The 22,477-nt window shown below is 63.4% G+C and carries 23 protein-coding genes; 20 read left to right on the top strand and 3 right to left on the bottom strand.

Going from position 1 to position 22,477, the window contains the following annotated elements; all coding sequences use genetic code 11:
* Window positions 1-7 precede the first annotated feature (7 nt).
* The 19 genes from M5B44_RS06270 (at window position 8) to M5B44_RS06360 (ending at window position 17,426) form a co-directional block, all read left to right on the top strand.
* Window positions 8-262, top strand: coding sequence for an acyl carrier protein (locus M5B44_RS06270; RefSeq protein WP_007909503.1), 255 nt, complete (start codon window positions 8-10; stop codon window positions 260-262).
* Entirely contained in the window at window positions 259-804 is a 546-nt protein-coding gene (locus M5B44_RS06275; protein WP_085711081.1) for a hypothetical protein, read from the top strand. Before M5B44_RS06270 ends, M5B44_RS06275 begins: the two co-directional genes overlap by 4 nt.
* Window positions 801-2,480, top strand: coding sequence for an acyl-CoA synthetase family protein (locus M5B44_RS06280; RefSeq protein ID WP_248738578.1), 1,680 nt, complete (start codon window positions 801-803; stop codon window positions 2,478-2,480). Before M5B44_RS06275 ends, M5B44_RS06280 begins: the two co-directional genes overlap by 4 nt.
* Window positions 2,473-3,207, top strand: coding sequence for a glycosyltransferase family 2 protein (locus tag M5B44_RS06285; RefSeq protein WP_085711079.1), 735 nt, complete (start codon window positions 2,473-2,475; stop codon window positions 3,205-3,207). The genes M5B44_RS06280 and M5B44_RS06285 overlap by 8 nt, the downstream gene beginning before the upstream one ends.
* Entirely contained in the window at window positions 3,204-4,151 is a 948-nt protein-coding gene (locus tag M5B44_RS06290; protein ID WP_248738579.1) for a glycosyl transferase, read from the top strand. The genes M5B44_RS06285 and M5B44_RS06290 overlap by 4 nt, the downstream gene beginning before the upstream one ends.
* The gene (locus M5B44_RS06295; protein WP_248738580.1) at window positions 4,132-5,676 is read left to right on the top strand and encodes an HAL/PAL/TAL family ammonia-lyase; all 1,545 of its coding nucleotides are present in this window, start codon (window positions 4,132-4,134) and stop codon (window positions 5,674-5,676) included. Before M5B44_RS06290 ends, M5B44_RS06295 begins: the two co-directional genes overlap by 20 nt.
* Window positions 5,669-6,094 carry an acyl-CoA thioesterase gene (locus M5B44_RS06300; protein WP_011332100.1) on the top strand — a complete coding sequence of 142 codons (426 nt, stop codon included), beginning with the start codon at window positions 5,669-5,671 and terminating at the stop codon, window positions 6,092-6,094. The genes M5B44_RS06295 and M5B44_RS06300 overlap by 8 nt, the downstream gene beginning before the upstream one ends.
* Window positions 6,091-6,693 carry an outer membrane lipoprotein carrier protein LolA gene (locus tag M5B44_RS06305; RefSeq protein WP_248738581.1) on the top strand — a complete coding sequence of 201 codons (603 nt, stop codon included), beginning with the start codon at window positions 6,091-6,093 and terminating at the stop codon, window positions 6,691-6,693. The genes M5B44_RS06300 and M5B44_RS06305 overlap by 4 nt, the downstream gene beginning before the upstream one ends.
* The gene (locus M5B44_RS06310) at window positions 6,677-9,016 is read left to right on the top strand and encodes an MMPL family transporter (RefSeq protein ID WP_248738582.1); all 2,340 of its coding nucleotides are present in this window, start codon (window positions 6,677-6,679) and stop codon (window positions 9,014-9,016) included. The genes M5B44_RS06305 and M5B44_RS06310 overlap by 17 nt, the downstream gene beginning before the upstream one ends.
* The gene (locus M5B44_RS06315) at window positions 9,013-10,173 is read left to right on the top strand and encodes a sodium:proton antiporter (protein ID WP_248738583.1); all 1,161 of its coding nucleotides are present in this window, start codon (window positions 9,013-9,015) and stop codon (window positions 10,171-10,173) included. Before M5B44_RS06310 ends, M5B44_RS06315 begins: the two co-directional genes overlap by 4 nt.
* Window positions 10,160-11,407 carry an NAD(P)/FAD-dependent oxidoreductase gene (locus M5B44_RS06320; protein WP_248738584.1) on the top strand — a complete coding sequence of 416 codons (1,248 nt, stop codon included), beginning with the start codon at window positions 10,160-10,162 and terminating at the stop codon, window positions 11,405-11,407. The genes M5B44_RS06315 and M5B44_RS06320 overlap by 14 nt, the downstream gene beginning before the upstream one ends.
* Window positions 11,404-12,129 (top strand): class I SAM-dependent methyltransferase, encoded by a 726-nt coding sequence (locus tag M5B44_RS06325; protein WP_248738585.1) that lies wholly within the window; start codon window positions 11,404-11,406, stop codon window positions 12,127-12,129. Before M5B44_RS06320 ends, M5B44_RS06325 begins: the two co-directional genes overlap by 4 nt.
* A complete protein-coding gene (locus M5B44_RS06330; RefSeq protein ID WP_248738586.1) occupies window positions 12,129-12,611 on the top strand; it encodes a hypothetical protein in 483 nt (160 codons plus the stop codon). Before M5B44_RS06325 ends, M5B44_RS06330 begins: the two co-directional genes overlap by 1 nt.
* Window positions 12,608-13,804, top strand: coding sequence for a beta-ketoacyl-[acyl-carrier-protein] synthase family protein (locus M5B44_RS06335; RefSeq protein ID WP_248738587.1), 1,197 nt, complete (start codon window positions 12,608-12,610; stop codon window positions 13,802-13,804). Before M5B44_RS06330 ends, M5B44_RS06335 begins: the two co-directional genes overlap by 4 nt.
* Window positions 13,801-14,265, top strand: a complete 465-nt coding sequence (locus M5B44_RS06340; protein ID WP_085732583.1) for a hotdog family protein — start codon at window positions 13,801-13,803, stop codon at window positions 14,263-14,265. Before M5B44_RS06335 ends, M5B44_RS06340 begins: the two co-directional genes overlap by 4 nt.
* Window positions 14,258-14,986: a 3-oxoacyl-ACP reductase FabG gene (gene fabG / locus M5B44_RS06345; protein WP_248738588.1), complete on the top strand. Its 729-nt coding sequence runs from the start codon at window positions 14,258-14,260 to the stop codon at window positions 14,984-14,986. The genes M5B44_RS06340 and fabG overlap by 8 nt, the downstream gene beginning before the upstream one ends.
* A complete protein-coding gene (locus M5B44_RS06350) occupies window positions 14,986-16,221 on the top strand; it encodes a beta-ketoacyl-ACP synthase (RefSeq protein WP_248738589.1) in 1,236 nt (411 codons plus the stop codon). The genes fabG and M5B44_RS06350 overlap by 1 nt, the downstream gene beginning before the upstream one ends.
* A gap of 20 nt (window positions 16,222-16,241) precedes the next feature.
* The gene (locus M5B44_RS06355; protein ID WP_248738590.1) at window positions 16,242-16,685 is read left to right on the top strand and encodes an excinuclease; all 444 of its coding nucleotides are present in this window, start codon (window positions 16,242-16,244) and stop codon (window positions 16,683-16,685) included.
* A gap of 303 nt (window positions 16,686-16,988) precedes the next feature.
* Entirely contained in the window at window positions 16,989-17,426 is a 438-nt protein-coding gene (locus tag M5B44_RS06360) for an excinuclease (protein ID WP_248738591.1), read from the top strand.
* Here the strand turns inward: M5B44_RS06360 and M5B44_RS06365 are convergent, their stop codons facing one another.
* The gene (locus M5B44_RS06365) at window positions 17,427-18,323 is read right to left on the bottom strand and encodes a LysR family transcriptional regulator (protein ID WP_039766450.1); all 897 of its coding nucleotides are present in this window, start codon (window positions 18,321-18,323) and stop codon (window positions 17,427-17,429) included.
* Between the two features lie 179 nt (window positions 18,324-18,502).
* Between M5B44_RS06365 and M5B44_RS06370 the strand changes: the two genes are divergently transcribed.
* Window positions 18,503-19,717 (top strand): MFS transporter, encoded by a 1,215-nt coding sequence (locus M5B44_RS06370; protein ID WP_263860129.1) that lies wholly within the window; start codon window positions 18,503-18,505, stop codon window positions 19,715-19,717.
* A 56-nt stretch (window positions 19,718-19,773) separates the two neighbouring features.
* Here M5B44_RS06370 and hemE read toward each other — a convergent pair whose 3' ends face one another.
* The gene (gene hemE / locus M5B44_RS06375) at window positions 19,774-20,841 is read right to left on the bottom strand and encodes a uroporphyrinogen decarboxylase (RefSeq protein WP_007952372.1); all 1,068 of its coding nucleotides are present in this window, start codon (window positions 20,839-20,841) and stop codon (window positions 19,774-19,776) included.
* A gap of 190 nt (window positions 20,842-21,031) precedes the next feature.
* Window positions 21,032-22,450 carry an FAD-dependent oxidoreductase gene (locus M5B44_RS06380; protein WP_007909438.1) on the bottom strand — a complete coding sequence of 473 codons (1,419 nt, stop codon included), beginning with the start codon at window positions 22,448-22,450 and terminating at the stop codon, window positions 21,032-21,034.
* Window positions 22,451-22,477 lie beyond the last annotated feature (27 nt).

Consider the following 22,477-nt stretch of genomic DNA (forward strand, 5'->3'; position numbering starts at 1 on the left):
CCGGACCATGCAAACTCGTGACGACATCTTCAACACCCTGCGCGATGCCCTGGTCGAGCTGTTCGAACTGGACCCGGCCCGTGTGAGCCTGGAATCGAACCTGTATCAGGACCTGGAAATCGACAGCATCGACGCCGTCGACCTGATCGACCACATCAAACGCCAGACCGGCAAGAAAATCGCCGCCGAGGAATTCAAGTCGGTGCGTACCGTCGGCGACGTGGTCGAGGCGGTCTACCGTCTGGTTCAACCGGCCGCATGAGCCGATTGATCGGCCTCGGCCTGCTGCTGGCGGGCCTGTTGTATCCCTTTGCGGTGTATTTCGGCATGGAGCACTTTGCGCCGTGGCAGTTCGGCCTGCTGCTGGGCAGCCTGTGGCTGGCCCGCGCGCTGACCGGCGAGCGCAAGCCCGGCAGTCTGTGGATGGCCTGCGTGGCCATCGTGTTCTGCCTGCTGCTGGCGCTGTTCGACAGCCCGCTGTTGCTGCGCTGGTATCCGGTGCTGATCAGCGGCTTCATGCTGGTGCTGTTCAGCCTGAGCCTGAAATACGGTCCGCCGATGGTCGAGCGCCTGGCACGAATTCGCGAGCCGCAATTGCCGCCCGAGGCGATCCGTTACACCCGCCAGGTCACCGTGGCCTGGAGCGTGTTTTTTTTCTGTAACGGCTTGTGCGCGGCCCTGCTGACCCTTTGGGCGCCGCTGCACTGGTGGATGTTGTACACCGGCCTGATCTCCTACGGATTGATCGGCCTGATGTTTGCCATTGAATGGCTGATACGACAACGGGTAAGAGGTCGCCCATGAACTGGATAAAACTTGAGCAGCTGTTGCTCAAGGATCTGCCGCAGCGCGCCGTCACCGTCGCGCCGGCACTTGATCACGTACACCTGCGCGAACAGGCCCTGAGCCTGGCCGCCGGCCTGCAAGCCAAGGGCGTGCGACGTCTGGCCGTGCACCTGGAAGATGCCGCAGAACTGGCGATTGCCCTGCTCGGCGCCTGGCGCGCCGGCGTCAGCGTCTTGCTGCCTGCGGATCTGCAAGCGCAGACCCGCCAGCGCTGGTCGAACGAAGTCGACCTGTGGCTGACCGATCACGCGGACGACGCGCACCTGAGCGATTTGCAGCACACCGCACTGACGGGCGCAGAGCTGGATCTCGACCAGTGTCGCCTGAGCCTGTGCACCTCCGGCTCCAGCGGCGAGCCCAAACGCATCGACAAATCCCTGCGGCAACTGGCCAACGAAGTCGAAGCCCTCGAGCAACTGTGGGGCGCGGATCTCGGTGAGGCCTGCATCATCGGCAGCGTCGCCACCCAACACATTTACGGTCTGTTGTTCCGTGTGTTGTGGCCGCTCTGTGCCGGGCGCCCGTTCCTGCGCAAACAACTGGCCTTTCCTGAAGACATGCAGCGCGCCAGCCGCGAACACCCGGCCTTCGCCTGGGTGGCCAGCCCGGCGTTGCTCAAGCGCATGGGCGACAACCTCGACTGGCCGGCCCTGAGCGCCGTGCGCCGGGTGTTTTCCTCCGGCGGCGCGTTGCCGGCAGATGCTGCAAAAAGCCTGCACCAGCGCTTGCAGCAGTGGCCGACGGAAATTCTCGGCAGCTCTGAGACCGGCGGCATCGCCTGGCGTCAGGGCCAACAGCTGTGGCAGCCATTCGCCGGTGTCGAGCTGAGCCAGGATGGCGACGGCGCCCTGTTGATCGCCTCGCCGTACTTGCCCGTCGGCCATATCGAACACACCGCTGATGCCGCGCGCATCGAGGCCGATGGTCGTTTCGAACTGCTGGGGCGACTGGATCGGATCGTCAAACTGGAAGAAAAACGTATCTCCCTGCCGATGCTGGAACAAGCGCTGGTCGCCCACGATTGGGTGGCCGAAGCGCGCTTGGGCGTGGTGCAAGAAAACCGCGCATCCCTCGGCGCCTTGCTGGTGCTCAGCGAATCCGGCCTGTTTGCCCTGCGTGAGCACGGCCGCCGCAGCCTCACCGAAACCCTGCGCCGTCACCTCGGCGAGCATTGCGAAGCCCTCGCCCTGCCACGGCGCTGGCGCTTGCTGCGACAACTGCCGCTGAACCCTCAGGGCAAGTTGCCCCAGGCAGATGTCGAAGCCTTGCTGCTGGCGCCGCGTCCGAAGGCACCGGAGGTTCTGGAGCAGACCGAAACCGAAGGCGAGTGGAGCCTGCAACTGAGCGTGCCGCCAGACCTCGCTTACTTCAGCGGTCACTTCCCCAAGGCCCCGGTATTACCCGGCGTGGTGCAGGTCGAATGGGCGCTGAACCTTGGTCGCCAACTGTTGAACCTGTCCGGCGCGTTCGCCGGCATGGAAGTGCTGAAGTTCCAGCAACTGGTGCGCCCCGGCGATGAAATCCAGCTGCACCTGCGCTTCGATCCTGAACGCGGCAAGCTGTATTTCGCCTACCGAAACGACACCGCCACCTGTTCCAGCGGGCGGATTCTGCTGGGGACTGACAATGCATAATCCTTGCGCGGTCATCCCGGTCTACAACCACGAAACCGCGATTACCACGGTGGTCGATGCCCTGCTCGCCCAAGGCTTGCCGTGCATTCTGGTGGACGACGCCAGCAGCAAATCCTGTGCAGCCGTGCTGGATGTGCTGGCCGAACGCGAGCGGGTGTACCTGGTGCGCCTCACCACCAATCAGGGCAAGGGCGGCGCAGTGATGACCGGCCTGCGTGAAGCGGCGCGACTGGGTTTCAGCCACGCCTTGCAGGTCGATGCCGACGGTCAGCACGACTTGCAGGACGTCGCGCGGTTCGTCGAAGAATCCCGTGCCCATCCGCGAGCGCTGATCTGCGGTTATCCGCTGTACGACGCCAGCGTGCCCAAGGGTCGCCTGTACGCCCGTTACCTGACGCACGTGATGGTGTGGATCAACACCCTGTCGCTGCAGATCCGCGATTCGATGTGTGGCTTCCGGGTGTATCCGCTGGAGCCGACACTGGCAGTGATCGACTCGGCGCGGATCGGCAAGCGCATGGATTTCGACTCGGACATCCTCGTGCGCCTGTCCTGGCGCAACCAGCCGATGCGCTGGCTGCAAACCAGCGTGCACTACCCGCTGGACGGTGTGTCGCACTTTCGGATGTTCCACGACAACGTGCTGATTTCGAGCATGCACACGCGCCTGTTCTTCGGCATGTTGCTGCGCTCGCCCGCGATCCTCTGGCGACGGTGGCGCGCATGACCGTCGAAACCGACAAGAAGCACTGGGCCGACCGCGAAGAGCGCGGCAGTTTCCTGCTGATGAAATTCACCGCGTTCGCCGCCAAGGTCCTTGGCCGACGCCTGCTGAGCCCGTTGCTGTACGGCATCGTCCTGTATTTCTTCCTGTTCGGCCGCACGGCACGGCGCAGTGCCTGGCAGTATCAGCAGCGCCTCGCCGACTGGAGCGGTCGCCAGGAATTGCGCCCGAGCCTTTGGCGCGTGTTCGGCCAGTTCATGGCGTTCGCCGATTCGCTGCTCGACAAGCTCGACGTGTGGAACCGCAAGCTGAGCATCGAACAGATCGAAATCATCGACCCGGCGCTGCTGCGCAATCAGTTGCGCGGCAGTCGCGGGCAAATGCTGGTGGGCGCGCATCTGGGCAACCTCGAAGTGTGCCGGGCGCTGGCGGAGATCGGCGAAAAGGTCACCATGAACGTGCTGGTGCACACCAAGCACGCCGAACAGTTCAATCGTCTGCTGGGCGAAGCCGGGGCGACCAATCTGCGGCTGATCCAGGTCAGCGAGCTAGACCCGGGGGTCATGCTGCAGCTGAACGAACGCCTGGAGCGCGGCGAATGGCTGGCGATTGCCGGTGATCGCGTACCGCTGCATGGCGGCCGCAGCGTGACCGTGGATTTCCTCGGTCATCCAGCGCGATTCCCGCAAGGTCCGTGGCTGCTGGCCGGCCTGCTGAAATGCCCGGTCAATCTGCTGATGTGCCTCAAGCAACCTGACGGCCACTATCGCCTGACCCTGGAGCCGTTCACCGAGGCCGTGACCTGGACCCGCCGCGACCGCGAACAGGTCATTCATCAGTGGGCGACCCGCTACGCCGAACGCCTGAGTCACTATTGCCTCGAAGCCCCCAAGCAATGGTTCAACTTTTACCCTTTCTGGAAGACCGATGACGACGCCAACCCATGAGCCGGTAACCTTCGGCGAACGCCCTTTGCGCATCGAAGACGTGCTGGCCCTGGCCAACCGTCAGGCGCCCGTGCAGTTGCAGAGCGACGCCGACTACCGCGAACGCATCGCCAAAGGCGCGCGGTTCCTCGATTCGCTGCTGGACAAGGAAGGCGTGATCTACGGCGTGACCACCGGTTACGGCGACTCCTGCGTGGTGGCGGTGCCGCTGCATCACGTCGAAGCGCTGCCGCAGCATCTCTACACCTTCCACGGCTGCGGACTGGGCAAACTGCTCGACGCCCAGGCCACCCGCGCGGTGCTGGCGGCGCGTTTGCAGTCGCTGTGCCACGGCGTGTCCGGGGTGCGCATCGAACTGCTGGAACGCCTGCATGCCTTCCTTGAACACGACATCCTGCCGCTGATCCCCGAAGAGGGTTCGGTGGGCGCCAGCGGCGATCTGACGCCGCTGTCCTATGTGGCCGCGACCCTGTCCGGCGAACGTGAGGTGATGTTCCGTGGCGAACGCCGCCAGTCCGCCGACGTACACCGTGAACTGGGCTGGACCCCGCTGGTGCTGCGCCCGAAAGAAGCGCTGGCACTGATGAACGGCACCGCCGTGATGACCGGACTCGCCTGCCTGGCCTACGCCCGCGCCGATTACCTGCTGCAACTGGCCACGCGCATCACCGCGCTGAACGTGGTGGCGCTGCAAGGCAATCCCGAGCACTTCGACGAGCGTCTGTTCGCCGCCAAGCCGCATCCGGGGCAGATGCAGGTCGCCGCGTGGCTGCGCAAGGATCTGGCGATCGACGCACCAACCGCGCCGCTGCATCGCCTGCAGGATCGCTACTCGCTGCGTTGCGCGCCGCACGTGCTCGGCGTGCTGGCCGACAGCCTGAACTGGCTGCGTTCGTTCATCGAGACCGAACTCAACAGCGCCAACGACAACCCGATCATCGACGCCGAAGCCGAGCGCGTGCTGCACGGCGGGCACTTCTACGGCGGACATATCGCGTTCGCCATGGACAGCCTGAAAAACCTCGTGGCCAACGTCGCCGACCTGCTCGACCGACAACTCGCCTTGCTGGTGGACGAGCGTTACAACCACGGTTTGCCGAGCAATCTGTCCGGCGCCAGCGCCGACCGGGCGATGCTCAACCACGGCTTCAAGGCTGTGCAGATCGGCGCCAGCGCCTGGACCGCCGAAGCGTTGAAAAACACCATGCCGGCCAGCGTCTTCTCGCGCTCCACCGAGTGCCACAACCAGGACAAGGTGAGCATGGGCACCATCGCCGCCCGCGACGCCATTCGCGTGCTGGAGCTGACCGAACAGGTGGCCGCCGCCACGCTGCTCGCCGCCAACCAAGGTGTGTGGCTGCGTGGCCGTGATGAAGACGCACGGCCACTGCCTCCGTCGCTGGCCGCGATGCACGAAGCGCTGGCCCAGGACTTCCCGCCGGTGATCGAAGACCGCGCCCTGGAAGGCGAACTGCGCCTGTGCCTGCAACGTATTGCCGAGCAACACTGGAGGCTGCATGCGTAGCGCCGGAGTGCTTCACGCCGATACGGAAATCCTCGTGCCGTTCTTTGACGTCGACACCATGCACGTCGTCTGGCACGGCCATTACGTGAAATACCTGGAAGTGGCGCGCTGCGCGCTGCTCGACAAGATCGGCCACAACTACAACCAGATGGTCGACTCGGGCTACGCCTGGCCGGTGATCGACCTGCAATTGCGCTACGTGCGCGGCGCGGTGTTCGGTCAGCGGCTGAACGTGCGCGCCAGCCTGGTGGAATGGGAAAACCGTCTGAAGATTCACTACCTGATCACCGACGCCCAGACCGGCGAGCGCCTGACCCGCGCCAGTTCGGTGCAGGTCGCCGTCGAGGTGAGCAGCCGCGAGATGCAACTGGCGTCGCCGAAAGTCTTCACCGATGCCGTGGAAAGGATGCTGCGATGAATGTGTTTGTGAAATCCCTTGGGGCCCTGGCGCTGTTGACGCTGTCGTCGCTGGCCAATGCCTTCGACCTGCAACAGCTGAGCGATCAACTGGCGAAACCGGACGTGATCCACGGCCAGTTCATCCAGGAAAAGCACCTGCGTGCCCTGCCCCAGCCGCTGATCAGTAAGGGCAACTTTGTCCTCGCCAAGCATTACGGTCTGCTCTGGCTGCTGAAAACCCCTCTGCAGCAGGACTACCGCATCAACGCCAAAGGCATCGCCCGTCGTGACGTCAGCGGTTGGCAACTGTTGCCCGGCAAGAGCGCCGGCGCCGAACAGAACCGTCTGTTCCTCGCCGTGCTGCAAGGTGACAGCAGTGGCCTGCAACGGGATTTCGAACTGACCCTGAGCGGCGATGCGCAGCAATGGCATCTGACACTGACCCCGCGCTCGGTGCTGCTCAAGCAGGTGTTCAACCAGATCAACATCACCGGCGGCACACTGGTGAATACCATCGAACTGCTGGAAACCCAGGGCGACAGCACTGTGCTGCGCATGCAGGACAGCACCGCCGGCCAACCGTTGAGCGACGCGGAGCAACATGACTTTGCCGAGTGAACGCAGGCTGCCCTGGCTGTTCCTGATCCTGCTGCTGGCCGTCGTCGCACTGGGTGCCTGGCAGTGGCGCGACGGCGCACCGTTGTCGGCGAACCTGATGGAGCTGGTGCCCGGCACCCATCCGGACGCGGTCGAGCAGCGTGCCGAACAACGCATGCAGGAACCGCTCAACCGGGAAATGCTGGTGCTGGTCGGTCACACGGATCGCCAGCAAGCCGTCGCCATGGCCCAGACTTTGGGCGAGCAGTGGCAGGCCAGCGGCCTGTTTGAAAAAGTGCAGTGGAACCTGCAAGCCGACCTTCCCGCCCTGCGCACGCAATTGCTGCAAGGGCGACTGGCGATGCTCTCGGCGGATGATCGGCAACTGCTGATCGAACACCCGGATGCCTTCATCCAGCAGCGGGTGCAGGCGCTGTTCGATCCGTTCACCGGTTTCAGTCTGGTGCCGAGCCAGGACGACTGGCTGGGCCTGACCGGACGCATCCAGAACAGCCAGCCGCAGCACGGCGCGGTGCAACTGGACATCGGCAGCGGCGCGCTGATCGCCGATGCCGACGGCAAGAGCTGGGTGCTGCTGCGCGCACGCACCACCGGCAACGCCTTCGACATGAACCTGCCGCTGCAGGTCGCCACGCTGCTGCAACACAGCCGCGAGCAAGCAGCGAAATCCGATGTGCAACTGCTGGCCGCCAGCGGTTTGCTCTACGCGGCCAACGGTCAACAACAAGCCACCCGGGAAATCTCCTGGGTCGGCGGCGGCGCGACCCTCGGCATTTTGTTGCTGCTGTTGCTCGCCTTCCGCCGCTGGCGGGTGTTGCTGGCGTTCATTCCGGTGCTGGTGGGCATGTTGTTCGGCGCGGTGGCCTGCGTGGCGCTGTTCGGGCATCTGCATGTCATGACGCTGGTGCTCGGTTCGAGCCTGATCGGTGTGGCGGTGGATTACCCGCTGCACTACCTGTCCAAGAGCTGGAGCCTCAAACCCTGGCGCAGCTGGCCGGCGCTGCGATTGACCGTCTCGGGCCTGACCTTGAGCCTGATCACCAGCGCCATCGGTTATCTGGCGCTGGCCTGGACGCCGTTCCCGGCCCTGACCCAGATTGCCGTGTTCTCCGCCGCCGGGCTGATCGGGGCTTACCTGTCGGCGGTGTGCCTGCTGCCGGCGCTGTTGAACAATGTCGAATTACGTCCGGCGCAGTGGCCGTTGCGGCTCGCCGAGCGCATGGTCAACCTTCGGGAAACCCTGCTGGAACACGTACGCACACCGATTCTGTTTGCCCTGCTGATTGCCTTCTGCGCCGGCGGTCTGGTGCAACTGCAAAGCAAGAACGATATCCGCCAGTGGGTCGGCGCGCCGCAGCATCTGACCGATGAGGCGCAGGCCATTGCCCGCATCACCGGTTATCAGCCGACCAGCCAGTTTTTCCTGGTGCGCGCGGAAAACCAGGAGCAGCTGCTGGAGCGTCAGGCCGCGCTGAGTGAACGACTGGAGCAACTGGTCAACCTCGACAAGTTGCAGGGTTTTCTGGCGCTCAACCAACTGGTCAGCCCGCCGAGCCAGCAGCAGCAGGTTCGCGAAGCGCTGAACAAATTGCCGCAGTTCTGGCAGCCGCTGCTTGAAGTCGGCGTACCCCTGACAGCGCTGCAAACCGAACTCGCGCAACTGCAAGCCCTGCCCGCCGAAGACATCGACACCGCGCTCAGCGGTCCGCTCGGCGAGCCCTACCGCACCTTGTGGCTCGGCCCGGTCGAGGGTGGTGTGGCGGCGATGGTCAGCCTGCAAGGACTGAACAACCCCGCACTGCTGCGGGTGCAGGCGCTGGACCTGCCCGGCGTGGAGCTGGTGGATCGCCTCGGTGACTTGAACCGGGTGTTTGCCGAAACCCAGATCAGCGCCGCCGAACTGAAACTCGCCTCCTGCGTGCTGATCGTGCTGGTGCTGATCCTGCCGTTCGGTCTCGGTGGCGCGTTGCGCATCGTTTCCCTGCCGCTGCTCGCGGCGCTGTGCAGTCTGGCCAGCCTCGGCTGGCTCGGTCAGCCGCTGACCCTGTTCAGCCTGTTCGGCCTGCTGCTGGTGACGGCGATCAGCGTCGATTACGCGATCCTGATGCGCGAGCAGGTTGGCGGCGCGGCGGTCAGTCTGCTCGGCACCTTGCTGGCGGCGCTGACGACCTGGCTGTCGTTCGGCCTGCTGGCGGTGTCGAGTACGCCGGCGGTGAGCAACTTCGGGTTGTCGGTGAGCCTCGGCCTGGCGTTCAGTTTCATGCTGGCGCCGTGGGCCGGGCGTCATGCCCATGCGGTGACAGTCGCGGAGCCGGCAGCATGATGATCGTGATTTTCTGGCTGATGGCACTGGCATTGTTCGCCGTGGCCACCCGTGTCGGTCGATATTTCGGATTGATTCCGATCGTCAGCCAGTTGCTGCTGGCCAGTTTCGTGCTGCCGCTGTTGATGTATTTCTGGATCGAACCGGGCTGGCAGCTCAGCGACGCCGATCTGATTGCGCCGGACTGGCTGAAAAACCTCTACAGCCTGAGCTTCGCGCTGTTGCTCGGACACATCCTCAGCGACGTGATCGACCTGCGCCTGGATCGCCAGAGCGTGAAAATCGCCCTGCCGAGTTTCGCCGTGCCGTTCGCCTGCGGGCTGGCGACGGCGTACTGGCTGCTGCCGGCGCAACCGTGGATCAACTCGCTGGCCATCGGTCTGGTGTTCGCCATCACCGCGATCCCGGTGCTGTATCTGTATCTGCGCCATATCGACTATCCGCCTGCCGCCACCCGGCGCCTGGTGCAGACCGCGATCCTGATCGACCTGACCTGCTGGACCCTGTTCGGCCTCGCCCAGGGCAGCCTGCACCTGAGCAGCCTGTTGCTGCCGCTGGGGCTGGCCTGCGTGCCGTTGCTGTTGCGTGTGTTCGGTATCCGCCGGCCGTTGACTTACAGCCTCGGCTTTTTTGCGCTGTTGGTGTTGGCCGAACACTACAAGCTCAATGCACTGATTTTCGGCATCGGCTATTTGCTGTGCATGGCCGTGCTGAAAGTGCCGCTGGTGCTGCCGCTGCCGGCGCGCTGGATGAACCGTTTGCAGACGTGGATCGCGATTCCGCTGATCCTCACTTTCGGCATCGTGCAGATCGATGTGCACAGCGCCCTCGCCAGCCTCGGCGCTGTGCAATGGGCAGCGCTGCTGCTGTTGCCGGTCGCCAGCAAAATCGTGGGCAACTGGCTGGGCCTCGGCTGGGCCGGTGCCTCGTTCGAAGGCGCCAGCCGCTGGCGCGAAAGCGTGCTGCTGAATATTCGCGGCCTGAGTGAAATCGTCTTTCTCAACCTGCTGTTGCAACAACAACTCATCAGCCCGGCGCTGTACTTTGCGCTGATGCTGATGGGGCTGATCGCGACGCTGTTGCCGGCCTTCATCGGCCTGCACCGTGCGTCACTGAACCCTATTGCCGTACCCAGGAGCTCGCGTGCCAATCGTTGAAATGGAATCCCGTCAGGTCGTGATCATCGGCGCCGGTCCCTCCGGCGCCATCGCCGCTGCGTTGCTCAAGCGCAAGGGGCACGACGTGCTGGTGATCGAGCGCCAGCATTTCCCGCGGTTTTCCATCGGCGAAAGCCTGCTCAGTCATTGCCTGGACTTCGTCGAAGAAGCGGGCATGCTTGAAGCGGTGAACGCCGCCGGATACCAGCGCAAGACCGGCGCGGCATTCGCCTGGGGCGAGCGCTATAGCGCGTTCGATTTCGGCGATACGTTCACCGGCGGCAAACCGACCACTTTCCAGGTACAACGCGCCGACTTCGACAAACTGCTGGCCGATCAAGCCGCGCTGCAAGGTGTGGAAATCCGTTATGGCGATGCCATCGTCAGCGTCGATTTCGACCGCCCGCGTCCGCAACTCGATGTGCGTCGCGAAGACGGCAGCGAGTACCGTGTCGAGGCCGGTTTCGTTCTCGATGCCAGCGGCTATGGCCGCGTACTTTCACGCCTGCTGGATCTGGAAGCACCGTCGAATTTCCCGGTGCGCCAGGCCGTGTTCACCCACGTCGAAGATCACATCGACCACCCGGCCTTCGACCGCGAGAAAATCCTCGTCACCACCCACCCGCAGCATCGCGATATCTGGTTCTGGACGATCCCGTTCAGCAACGGTCGCTGCTCGGTGGGCGTGGTCGCTGCCGCTGAACATTTCAATGGTCGCGATGCCGATCTAGACGCCTGCCTGCGCGGTTTCATCGCTGAAACCCCGAGTCTGGCCAAGGTGCTGAACAACGCCGTCTGGGACACCCCGGCGCGTACCCTCGGCGGCTATGCGGCCAACGTGAAAACCCTGCACGGCCCGGGCTTTGCTTTGTTGGGCAACGCGGCGGAGTTTCTCGATCCGGTGTTTTCCTCCGGCGTGACCATCGCTATGCGCTCGGCGAGCATGGCCGCCGGTGTATTGCACCGGCAGTTGCAGGGCGAAACCGTGAACTGGCAAAGCGAGTTCGCCGAACCCTTGAAACGCGGCGTCGACACCTTCCGCGCCTACGTCGAGGGCTGGTACGCCGGCACCTTCCAGGACGTGATTTTCCATGAGCAGGCCTCCCCGGACATCCGTCGCATGATCTGTTCGATTCTCGCCGGTTACGCCTGGGACGAACGCAACCCGTTCGTCAGCGAAGCACGCCGCCGGCTGAAGACGATTTCCGAACTCTGTGCAAAGGACGACACATGAATTACTTGAGCGATAGCTACGTCGAGGAAACCCGTTTCGGCTTCTGGTTCCTGCGCAGCCACACCTGGCAGCACCATGTGTTGCGCGTGGCGATCAACGATTTGCGAGGCTTGTTCAGCGAAGCGCTGCCGGCCAACCCGGTGCTGCTGGATGCCGGATGCGGCCAGGGCAAATCCTTCGGCCACCTGCGCCAGACCTTCGCCCCACAGCGTTTGATCGGCGTCGATGCCGACCCGCACAGCCTGGAGCTGAGCGCTGAAGAAGCGGCGCGCCAGGGTTTCACCGTCGAGCTGATCGGCAGCGACTGCGCGACGCTCAATGTGCCGGATGCGAGCGTCGATCTGCTGTTCTGTCACCAGACCTTCCATCATCTGGTGGAGCAGGAAAAGGCCCTGGCCGAGTTCTACCGGGTGCTCAAACCGGGCGGTTATCTGCTGTTCGCCGAGTCCACCGAGGCTTACATTGATACGTGGGTCATCCGTTGGCTGTTCCGTCATCCGATGCATGTGCAGAAGAGTGCGGCGCAGTATCTGGAAATGATCCGCCAGCAGGGCTTCGAGTTCGGCGAACGGAATGTTTCCTACCCGTACCTGTGGTGGAGCCGGGCGAAGGATTTCGGCCTGCTGGAACGTTTTGGCCTGCGCAAGCCGAAACCGTTTGGCCAGCGTGAAGAAACCCTGGTCAACGTCGTGGCGCGCAAACCGCTGGAAGAGGCTGTCTGATGCTGCGTGTTCTGCTGCTCGCCTGCGTCCTGCTGCTGACCGCTTGCGCCAGCCAGGCGCCGCTGCCTGTGGATAACCCGACGCTGCCCTTGCCGCTGCAACTGCACATCGAGCGCCAGCAAGCCGGACAGCGTCAGGACTGGTTGCTGGTGATCCAGCGCGAGGGCCCGGGCATCCGCTGGTCGATGATGGATCCGCTGGGCATTCCCCAGGCCCGTCAGCAACTGATCGACGGACGCTGGCAGGCCGACGGCCTGCTGCCGCCGAATCCGGAAGCCCGGGAGTTGTTCGCCGCGCTGCTGTTCGCCCTGACGCCTGCCGACGAGCTGTCACGCAATTACCCCACCGCGCAGCAACACGACGGGCAACGCTCCTTGCCGGTACGCTGGGACGTCCGCTTTTCACAACCGTCGAGCTTCGAATTGAATCTGCCCCAAGGCCCGCACTATCGCGTGTCTCCCTTAGGTGAATCGACGCCATGACCGCCTACCTCAACGCACTCGGCGTGATCTGCGCCCTGGGCCGTGACAAGCAAGAAGTCGCCCGCCACCTGTTCGCCGGCGATTGCTCGGGCATGCGCCGCGAGGCTGGCTGGGTGCCGGAACGTGAGTTGCCGGTGGCCGCCGTGCGCGGTGATCTGGCGCCCATTCCGCCGCAGATGGCGGCGCACAAGAGCCGCAACAATCAGTTGCTGCTGGAAGCCGCGTTGCAGATTCGCGAAGACATCGACGCTGCCATTCAGGCCTACGGCCCTGAGCGTATCGGTGTGGTGCTCGGCACCAGCACCTCGGGTATCGACGAGGCCAGCCAGGGTCTGGCGCATTACATTCGCAACCAACAGTTCCCGGCCGATTACGACTACCGGCAACAGGAACTCGGCGCCCCGGCGACCTTCCTCGCCGACTGGCTGCAACTGAGCGGCCCGACCTACGTGATTTCCACGGCGTGCACCTCCAGCGCCCGGGCCCTGATGAGCGCCCGGCGCCTGCTGGATCTGGGGCTGTGCGACGCGGTGCTGTGCGGCGGTGTCGACAGCCTGTGCAAGCTGACCCTGAATGGTTTCTCGTCGCTGGAAGCGGTGTCCGACAAGCGCTGCAATCCGTTCTCGGCCAACCGCAACGGCATCAACATCGGCGAGGCAGCGGTGCTGTTCGTGATGAGCAAACAGCGCGGCGACGGCCCGGCCATTGCCCTGCTGGGCGCTGGCGCCAGCTCCGATGCGCACCACATTTCTGCACCGGAACCGTCCGGCCGGGGCGCGTTGCAAGCGATGCAACAGGCGCTGGATCGCGCCCGACTGCAAGCCGCGCAAATCAGCTACCTGAACCTGCATGGCACCGCCACCCAGCACAACGACGCGATGGAAAGCCTGGCCGTTTCCACGCTGTTCCCGCAGGGTGTGGCGTGTTCCTCGACCAAGCCGATGACCGGCCACACCCTCGGTGCTGCCGGTGCACTGGAAGCCGCGTTCTGCTGGCTGAGCCTGAGCACCGACAACCCCGACCACGCCTTGCCGCCGCACGTCTGGGACGGCCAGGCCGATCCGGACCTGCCAGCGCTGAAGTGGGTGACCGCAAGCGAACGCCTGGCGTCCATTGCACCCCGCTACCTGATGAGCAACTCGTTTGCCTTCGGTGGCAATAACGTCAGCCTGATTATCGGAGACGCTCCATGAATGACTGGCCGCTCGCCGAATTGCTGCCCCACGCTGGCGACATGATTCTGATCGACCGGATCCTGAGCTTCGACGATGAGCAGATCCACACTACCCTCACGGTCAAGCCCGATGGCCTGTTCAACCTGCCCGACGGCAGCCTGCCAGCATGGGTCGGCGTCGAGCTGATGGCGCAGAGCGTCGCTGCATTCGCCGGCTGCCATGCACGACAGAAAGGCAATGCGGTGGAGCTGGGCTTTCTGCTCGGCACCCGCAAATTCGAATGCAATGTCGAGGCGTTTCCGGTCGGCTGCGAACTGACCATCCATGGCATCCGCTCGCTGGAAGATGACAACGGCATGGGCGTGTTCGAATGCCATATCAATGCGCCCGGCATCGAAGCCAGCGCCCGGCTGAACGTGTTCCGCCCGCCGCACGCGGCGCAATATCTTGAACAATTGAAGGAGTCGAACGATGACTGAATTCGTACTGGTCACCGGCTCCAGCCGTGGCATCGGCCGCGCCATTGCACTGCGCCTGGCCAAGGCAGGCCACGATATCGTCCTGCATTGCCGCAGTGGCGTGGCCGAGGCGCAAGGGGTGAAAACCGAAATCGAATCGCTGGGTCGCAATGCGCGCATCCTGCAATTCGACGTGGCTGACCGCGAAACCTGCAAAGCCATCCTCGAAGCCGACGTCGAAGCTTACGGCGCCTATTACGGCGTGGTGCTGAACGCCGGCCTGACCCGCGACGGCGCGTTTCCGGCCTTGAGCGATGACGATTGGGATGTGGTGTTGCGCACCAACCTCGACGGTTTCTACAACGTTCTGCACCCGGTGATGATGCCGATGATCCGCCGTCGCGCCGCCGGTCGCATTGTTTGCATCACCTCGGTTTCGGGGCTGATCGGCAACCGTGGCCAGGTCAACTACAGCGCTTCCAAGGCTGGTGTGATCGGTGCCGCAAAGGCGTTGGCGATCGAGCTGGCCAAGCGCAAAATTACAGTCAACTGTGTCGCGCCGGGCCTGATCGACACGGCCATGCTCGACGAAAACGTGCCGGTGGAAGAACTGTTGAAAATGATCCCGGCACAACGCATGGGCACCCCTGAAGAGGTGGCCGGTGCGGTGAATTTCCTGATGTCGGCGGAAGCGTCGTACATCACCCGCCAGGTCCTGGCGGTCAACGGAGGCTTGTGCTGATGAAGCGCGTTGTCGTCACCGGCATGGCCGGCATCACCTCGCTGGGCAGCGACTGGGACACCATCGCCGGCAATTTCGCCGCCAACCGCAGCGGCATCCGCCGGATGGACGAGTGGGATCGCTTCAGCGAGCTGAACACCCGACTGGCCGGGCCGATCGATGATTTCCTGGTGCCGGCGCACTGGACCCGCAAGCAACTGCGCAGCATGGGCCGGGTCTCGCGGCTGGCCGTCGGCGCGGCGGAAAAAGCACTGGCCGATGCCGGCCTGCTGGGCGACGAATCGATCAAGGACGGGCGCATGGGCGTGGCCTGCGGCTCGTCCACCGGCAGCACCGACGAGATCAAGGCGTTCGGCAACATGCTGCTGAATTCGGTGGCCGAAGGCCTGAACGCCAACTCCTACGTGCGGATGATGCCGCACACCACGGCGGCGAACATCAGCATCTTCTTCGGCCTCACCGGTCGCCTGATCCCGACCTCCAGCGCCTGCACCAGCGGCAGCCAGGGCATCGGCTACGCCTACGAGGCGATCAAGTTCGGCCGCCTGCCGCTGATGCTCGCCGGCGGCGCCGAAGAGCTGTGCCCGACCGAAGCCATGGTGTTCGACGCGTTGTACGCCACCAGCCTGAAAAACGATGCGCCGCAAACCTCGCCACGCCCGTATGACAAGGGCCGCGACGGCCTGGTGATCGGTGAAGGCGGCGGCATGCTGGTGCTCGAAGAACTGGAACACGCCCTCGCTCGCGGTGCGCACATTCACGCCGAAATCGTCGGCTTCGGCAGCAACGCCGATGGCCAGCACACGACCCGCCCGGAACAGGTCACCATGCGCCGTGCGATGGAGCTGGCACTGGAAGACGCCGGCCTCACGCCTGACGCCATCGGTTACGTGAACGGTCACGGCACCGCCACCGAGCAGGGCGACATCGCCGAGACCCTGGCCACCAGCAGCCTGTTCGGCGAACACATGCCGATCAGCTCGCAGAAGAGCTTCCTCGGCCACACTTTGGGCGCCTGCGGCGCGCTGGAGTCGTGGTTCAGCATCGAAATGCTCAACCGCGACCTGTACGTGCACACACTCAACCTCGACGAAGTCGATCCGCACTGCGGCCAGCTCGACTACCTGCGCGGCGAGTTCCGCCAGATGCACCACGACTACGTGATGAACAACAACTTCGCGTTCGGCGGGGTCAACACCTCGCTGATTTTCCGCCGCTGGACGCAACCGAATTAATCCAGGTCAAGGAGACCTCCATGCGTTTGAACAAACTCGCTGCCGCCACCCTGCTGCTCTGCGCCTTGCCCGCCGTCAGCCAGGCCCGTGACACGGCGGTGTACCTGCCGTTCGACAAGGCGGTTGCCGAGGCAACCCGCACAGGCAAGATCGATGGCAGCGTGAAGTTCTATCTGGCGGGCAACGCCCCGGCCGGCAAAGTCAGCGTCGTCAGCCCCGGCGCGGTGACCAACAAGAAGACCAACGCCTTCAACAAGTCCGACCAGGAAGCCTGCGAGTGGGTCGTGCAATCGGCGATCATCAGCCTGCACCAGGCGGCGAAAAACGCCGGCGCCAATGCCGTGACCAACATCGTCAGCTTCTACAAGAGCAATGAGCGCAAGGATGCGAAAAACTACGAATGCCACGCGGGCGCGATCATGGCCGGCGTTGCGTTGAAGGGTGATCTGGCGACGGTTCAGTAATCGCCGGAAACGACAAAGGGCGCCTTTCGGCGCCCTTTCACAAACAGGCTGGCTTGTCATCGCCTGTCACCTGTCTGGCTCTGCGATGGCTGGTTGCCCAGGATCCTCAGAGTCTCACAAGCCCCTTTCGGGAACGCGGGCAGTATTGCCTGAAAAGGTACTCCCCACAACGCTGGCATTTCGCTGCACCTTTGCATGCACCATCTACACTCGCTCAAACAGGCCGACACACAACGCCTGCCGGAACGGCGAGCCCGGTCGATCGAGCACTCGCGGTTCTCTTTCATCGTCAAGGAGATGACCATGCAAGCGAAAGCCCTGATCGCCGCCGCCCTCTTCAGCCTGCTTCCCTGCGCCAGTCACGCCACCAACCTGATGTACATGCCGTTCGAAACCGTGCTGTCGGATGCGATTCGGGCCGGGCGGCTGGATGGCAGTGTGAAGTTTTACCTGATCGGCAATGGACCTCAGGGGACTCAGCGGATGTTGCAGCGCGGTGTGGTCAGCGACCTGAAGACCAACGGCTTCAACAAGAGCGATCACGATTCCTGCGAGTGGGTACTGCAATCGAACCTGATTGCGCTGCAGGCCCAGGCCAAGCGCGTCGGGGCCAATGCGGTGACCAATATCGTCAGCTACTACGACCAGCATGTACGCAAGGATCTGAACACTTACGAATGCCGGGCCGGAGTGTTTGTGACGCGGGTGGCGTTGAAGGGGGATCTGGTGCGGCTGCCCTGATCAACCGGCTTCGACCTTGCGTGTGAGCAATTCGACAAACGCCTTGGCCATCGGCGATTTCTGGTCCTTGCGCTGCACCAGCCATACCGCCGTCACGGCCTCGGGATCCAGCAGCGGTCGATAGACCACGCCGTCGATGCGCATCCGCTGATACGAGGCCGGCATGACCGACACCCCCAGACCTGCTGCCACCAGACCGATGATGGTCATGGCTTCCCCCGCCTCCTGAGCGAAGTGCGGGCTGAAACCCGCGTCACGGGCCAGGCTGATCAGTTGCGAATACAGACCACTGCCGTAGCTGCGGGGGAAGAACACGAACGGTTCGAGAGCCAGCGCCGACAGAAACAGGCCTTCCTCGCTGCCTTGGGCCAGCGGATGCTTGGAACTGAGCACCGCCACCAGCGGCTCGCGCATCAGCTCGACCACGCTCAACGAATCAGGCAAACCCAGCGGCCGCATGATGCCGACCTCGATCGACTCGTCCACCAGCGCGTCGGCCACCATGGTGCTGCTCATCTCCCGCAGGTTCAGGTGCACGGCCGGGAAACGCTGGCGGAAGGAAAAAATCGCCTGGGGAATGGTCGAGTTGAACGGCGCCGACGAGGTGAAGCCGATCTTCAGCTCCCCCAGCTCTCCAAGCTGCGCGCGCCGGGCAACGTCCGCCGCTTTGTCGACTTGCGCGAGCACCAGCCGCGCCTCTTCCAGAAACAGTCGCCCGGCTTCGCTGAGCTCGACCCGACGATTGGTACGCTCGAACAGCCGTGCGCCGACTTCCTGTTCCAGCGCCTGAATCTGCTGGCTCAGCGGTGGCTGGGAGATGCCCAGCACCTGTGCGGCGCGGCCAAAGTGCAGTTCTTCGGCAACGGCGATGAAGTAGCGCAGATGACGCAATTCCATGGACACCCCATTAGGTCGTAAAAGCTATCAAACAGGTCGAACAATATATTGGATAGAAACATTAGCCAGCTATATGATTTTTTTCATTGCCTGCTTGTCCGCGCCCTTCGAGGTCTGATGTGAAAACCGCCGTTGCTCCACTGGCCCATGAAGTCCCGCCCGCTGCGGCGGACGATGTAATGACCGAACTGCAAGAGATCTACATCGAGAAAGGCACGCCCGCGTTCATGCGCACGGTGCTGGCATTGTTCAGCGGCGGCTTCGCGACCTTCGCCCTGTTGTACTGCGTGCAGCCGATGATGCCGCTGCTGTCCCACGAATATTCGATCAACGCGGCGCAGAGCAGCCTGATCCTGTCAGTGGCCACCGGCATGCTGGCCTTCGGTCTGCTGATCACCGGCCCGATTTCCGATCGGGTCGGGCGTAAACCGGTGATGGTCGCCGCACTGTTTGCCGCGGCCCTGTGCACCATCGCCAGTTCGATGATGCCGAGCTGGCACGGCGTGCTGATCATGCGAGCGCTGATCGGGTTGTCGTTGAGCGGTCTGGCGGCGGTCGCGATGACGTACCTGAGCGAGGAAATCCATCCGCAGCACATCGGTCTGGCGATGGGCCTGTACATCGGCGGCAACGCGATTGGCGGGATGAGCGGGCGCCTGATCACTGGCGTATTGATCGACTTCGTCAGCTGGCACACGGCGATGATGGTGATTGGTGGCCTGGCGCTGATCGCGGCGGCGGTGTTCTGGAAGATCCTGCCGGAGTCGCGCAACTTTCGCTCCCGTTCACTGCATCCGCGCAGCCTGCTCGACGGCTTCACCATGCACTTTCGCGACGCCGGCCTGCCGCTGCTGTTTCTTGAGGCGTTCGTGCTGATGGGCGCGTTCGTCACGTTGTTCAACTACATCGGCTACCGCCTGCTGGCCGAGCCGTATCACCTGGACCAGGTGTTTGTCGGGCTGTTGTCGGTGGTGTATCTGTCGGGCATCTACAGCTCGGCGAAAATCGGTTCACTGGCCGACAAACTGGGCCGCCGCAAAGTGCTGTGGGCCACCATCGCCCTGATGTTCGCCGGCCTCGCCCTGACGATGTTCACACCGCTGCCGCTGGTGATCATCGGCATGCTGATCTTCACCTTCGGCTTCTTCGGCGCCCACTCGGTGGCCAGCAGTTGGATCGGCCGTCGGGCGCTCAAGGCCAAGGGCCAGGCGTCGTCGTTGTACCTGTTCAGCTATTACGCCGGGTCGAGCATCGCCGGGACGGTGGGCGGGGTGTTCTGGCACATGGCCGGGTGGAACGGGATTGGTCTGTTCATCGGTGTGTTGTTGCTGGTGGCGCTGTTGGTGGCGTTGAAGCTGGCGAAGTTGCCGCCGCTGGGTGGCGTCAAGGCCTGATTCCCGCCCACAAAAAAACGCCCGGCATAAGCCGGGCGTTCTTTATTGAAACATGTTCACTCGTGATACTGCGCCGACAACTCGTGCACCGCACGCAGGAACGCACCTGCGTGTTCCGGATCGACTTCCGGCGTGATGCCGTGGCCGAGGTTGAACACGTGGCCGCTGCCTTTGCCGTAGCTGGCGAGGATGCGCCCGACTTCGGTGCGGATCGCTTCAGGCTTGGCGTAGAGCACCGTCGGGTCCATGTTGCCTTGCAGCGCAACTTTGTCGCCAACACGGGCGCGGGCGTTGCCGATGTCGCAGGTCCAGTCCAGGCCCAATGCGTCGGCGCCAGCGTCGGCGATACTTTCCAGCCACAGGCCGCCGTTCTTGGTGAACAGGATCACCGGCACCTTGCGACCGTCGTGCTCGCGGATCAGGCCGCTGACGATTTTCTTCATGTAGGCCAGCGAGAATTCCTGATACGCCGCCGCCGACAGGTTGCCGCCCCAGGTATCGAAGATCTGCACCGCTTGCGCACCGGCCTGGATCTGGCCGTTCAGGTACGAAGTCACCGACTGCGCCAGCTTGTCCAGCAGCAGGTGCATGGCTTGCGGGTTGTCGTAGAGCATCGCCTTGGTCTTGCGGAAGTCTTTCGACGAGCCGCCTTCGACCATGTAGGTGGCGAGGGTCCACGGGCTGCCGGAGAAACCGATCAGCGGCACACGGCCGTTCAGTTCGCGGCGGATGGTGCTGACCGCGTCCATTACGTAGCCGAGGTCTTTGTGTGGATCGGGGATCGGCAGGGCTTCGATGTCGGCCAGGGTGCTGACGACTTTCTTGAAGCGCGGACCTTCACCGGTCTCGAAGTACAGGCCCTGGCCCATGGCATCGGGAATGGTGAGGATGTCGGAGAACAGGATCGCCGCGTCCAGTTGCGGATAGCGGTCGAGAGGTTGCAGCGTGACTTCGCAGGCGAATTCCGGATTCATGCACAGGCTCATGAAATCACCGGCCTGGGCGCGGCTGGCGCGGTATTCCGGCAGGTAGCGGCCGGCCTGGCGCATCATCCACACAGGGGTGACGTCTACGGGTTGCTTGAGCAGGGCGCGGAGGAAACGGTCGTTCTTCAGGGCAGTCATGTCGGCATCCGGAAAAAAAGTGCGGGCATTTTCTCAGAGCGCGACGCAAAAGGCACGGTTGCAGGTCAGCCTTTTGTCTATCGGGTCAATTTGTCGCAATGATTTCGCGGATTTCAGCAACACCCTGAAAACAATGTGGGAGCTGGCAAGCCAGCTCCCACAGGTATTGCGGTGCAGTTTCGAACCGGGTTTAGACGCCCAGGTAATCCAGGATCCCCTCAGCCGCATTGCGGCCTTCGAAGATCGCCGTCACCACCAGGTCGGAACCGCGCACCATGTCGCCACCGGCGAAGATTTTCGGGTTGCTGGTCTGGTGCTTGTACTGACCTTGCTCAGGCGCAACGACGCGGCCCTGGCTGTCGGTCTGGATTTCAAACTGCTCGAACCACGGCGCCGGACTCGGACGGAAACCGAACGCGATGACCACGGCGTCGGCCGGGATGATCTCTTCGGAGCCCGGGATCGGCTCGGGGCTGCGACGGCCACGGGCGTCCGGTTCGCCGAGACGGGTCTCGACCACTTTCACGCCTTCGACCTTGTCTTCGCCAACGATGGCGATCGGCTGACGGTTGTAGAGGAATTTCACGCCTTCTTCCTTGGCGTTCTTCACCTCTTTGCGCGAGCCGGGCATGTTCGCTTCGTCACGACGATAGGCGCAGGTCACCGACTTGGCGCCCTGGCGGATCGACGTGCGGTTGCAGTCCATCGCCGTGTCGCCGCCGCCCAGCACCACGACCTTCTTGCCTTTCATGTCGACGAAATCTTCCGGCGACTTTTCAAAGCCCAGGTTGCGATTGACGTTGGCGATCAGGAAGTCCAGCGCGTCATAAACGCCCGGCAGATCCTCACCGGCAAAACCGCCCTTCATGTAGGTGTAGGTGCCCATGCCCATGAACACGGCATCGTATTCAGCGAGCAGTTGCTCCATGGTCACGTCCTTGCCGACCTCGGTGTTGAGGCGGAATTCGATGCCCATGCCGGTGAAGACTTCGCGGCGATTGCTCAGCACGGTCTTCTCGAGCTTGAACTCGGGGATGCCGAAGGTCAGCAGACCGCCGATTTCCGGGTTCTTGTCGAACACCACCGGAGTCACGCCGCCGCGCACCAGCACGTCCGCACAACCGAGGCCCGCCGGGCCTGCACCGATGATCGCGACACGCTTGCCGGTCGGTTTGACCTTGGACATGTCCGGGCGCCAGCCCATGGCGAACGCGGTGTCGGTGATGTACTTCTCGACCGAACCGATGGTCACCGCGCCGAAGCCGTCGTTGAGGGTGCACGCACCCTCGCACAGACGATCCTGCGGGCATACCCGGCCGCAGACTTCCGGCAGGGTGTTGGTCTGGTGCGACAGCTCGGCGGCCTGGAGGATGTTGCCCTCGGCCACCAGCTTAAGCCAGTTCGGAATGAAGTTGTGCACCGGGCACTTCCATTCGCAGTACGGGTTGCCGCAACCCAGGCAGCGGTGGGCCTGGTCGGCCGACTGCTGGGGTTTGAACGGTTCGTAGATTTCCACGAACTCTTTCTTGCGTTGACGCAACAGTTTCTTCTTCGGATCCTTGCGCCCGACATCGATGAACTGGAAGTCGTTATTCAGACGTTCAGCCATTGTTAAAACCTCATCAAACTCTTCAGG

The sequence above is a fragment of the Pseudomonas sp. MWU12-2029 genome (assembly GCF_023242425.1).
GTDB lineage: Bacteria > Pseudomonadota > Gammaproteobacteria > Pseudomonadales > Pseudomonadaceae > Aquipseudomonas > Aquipseudomonas kribbensis.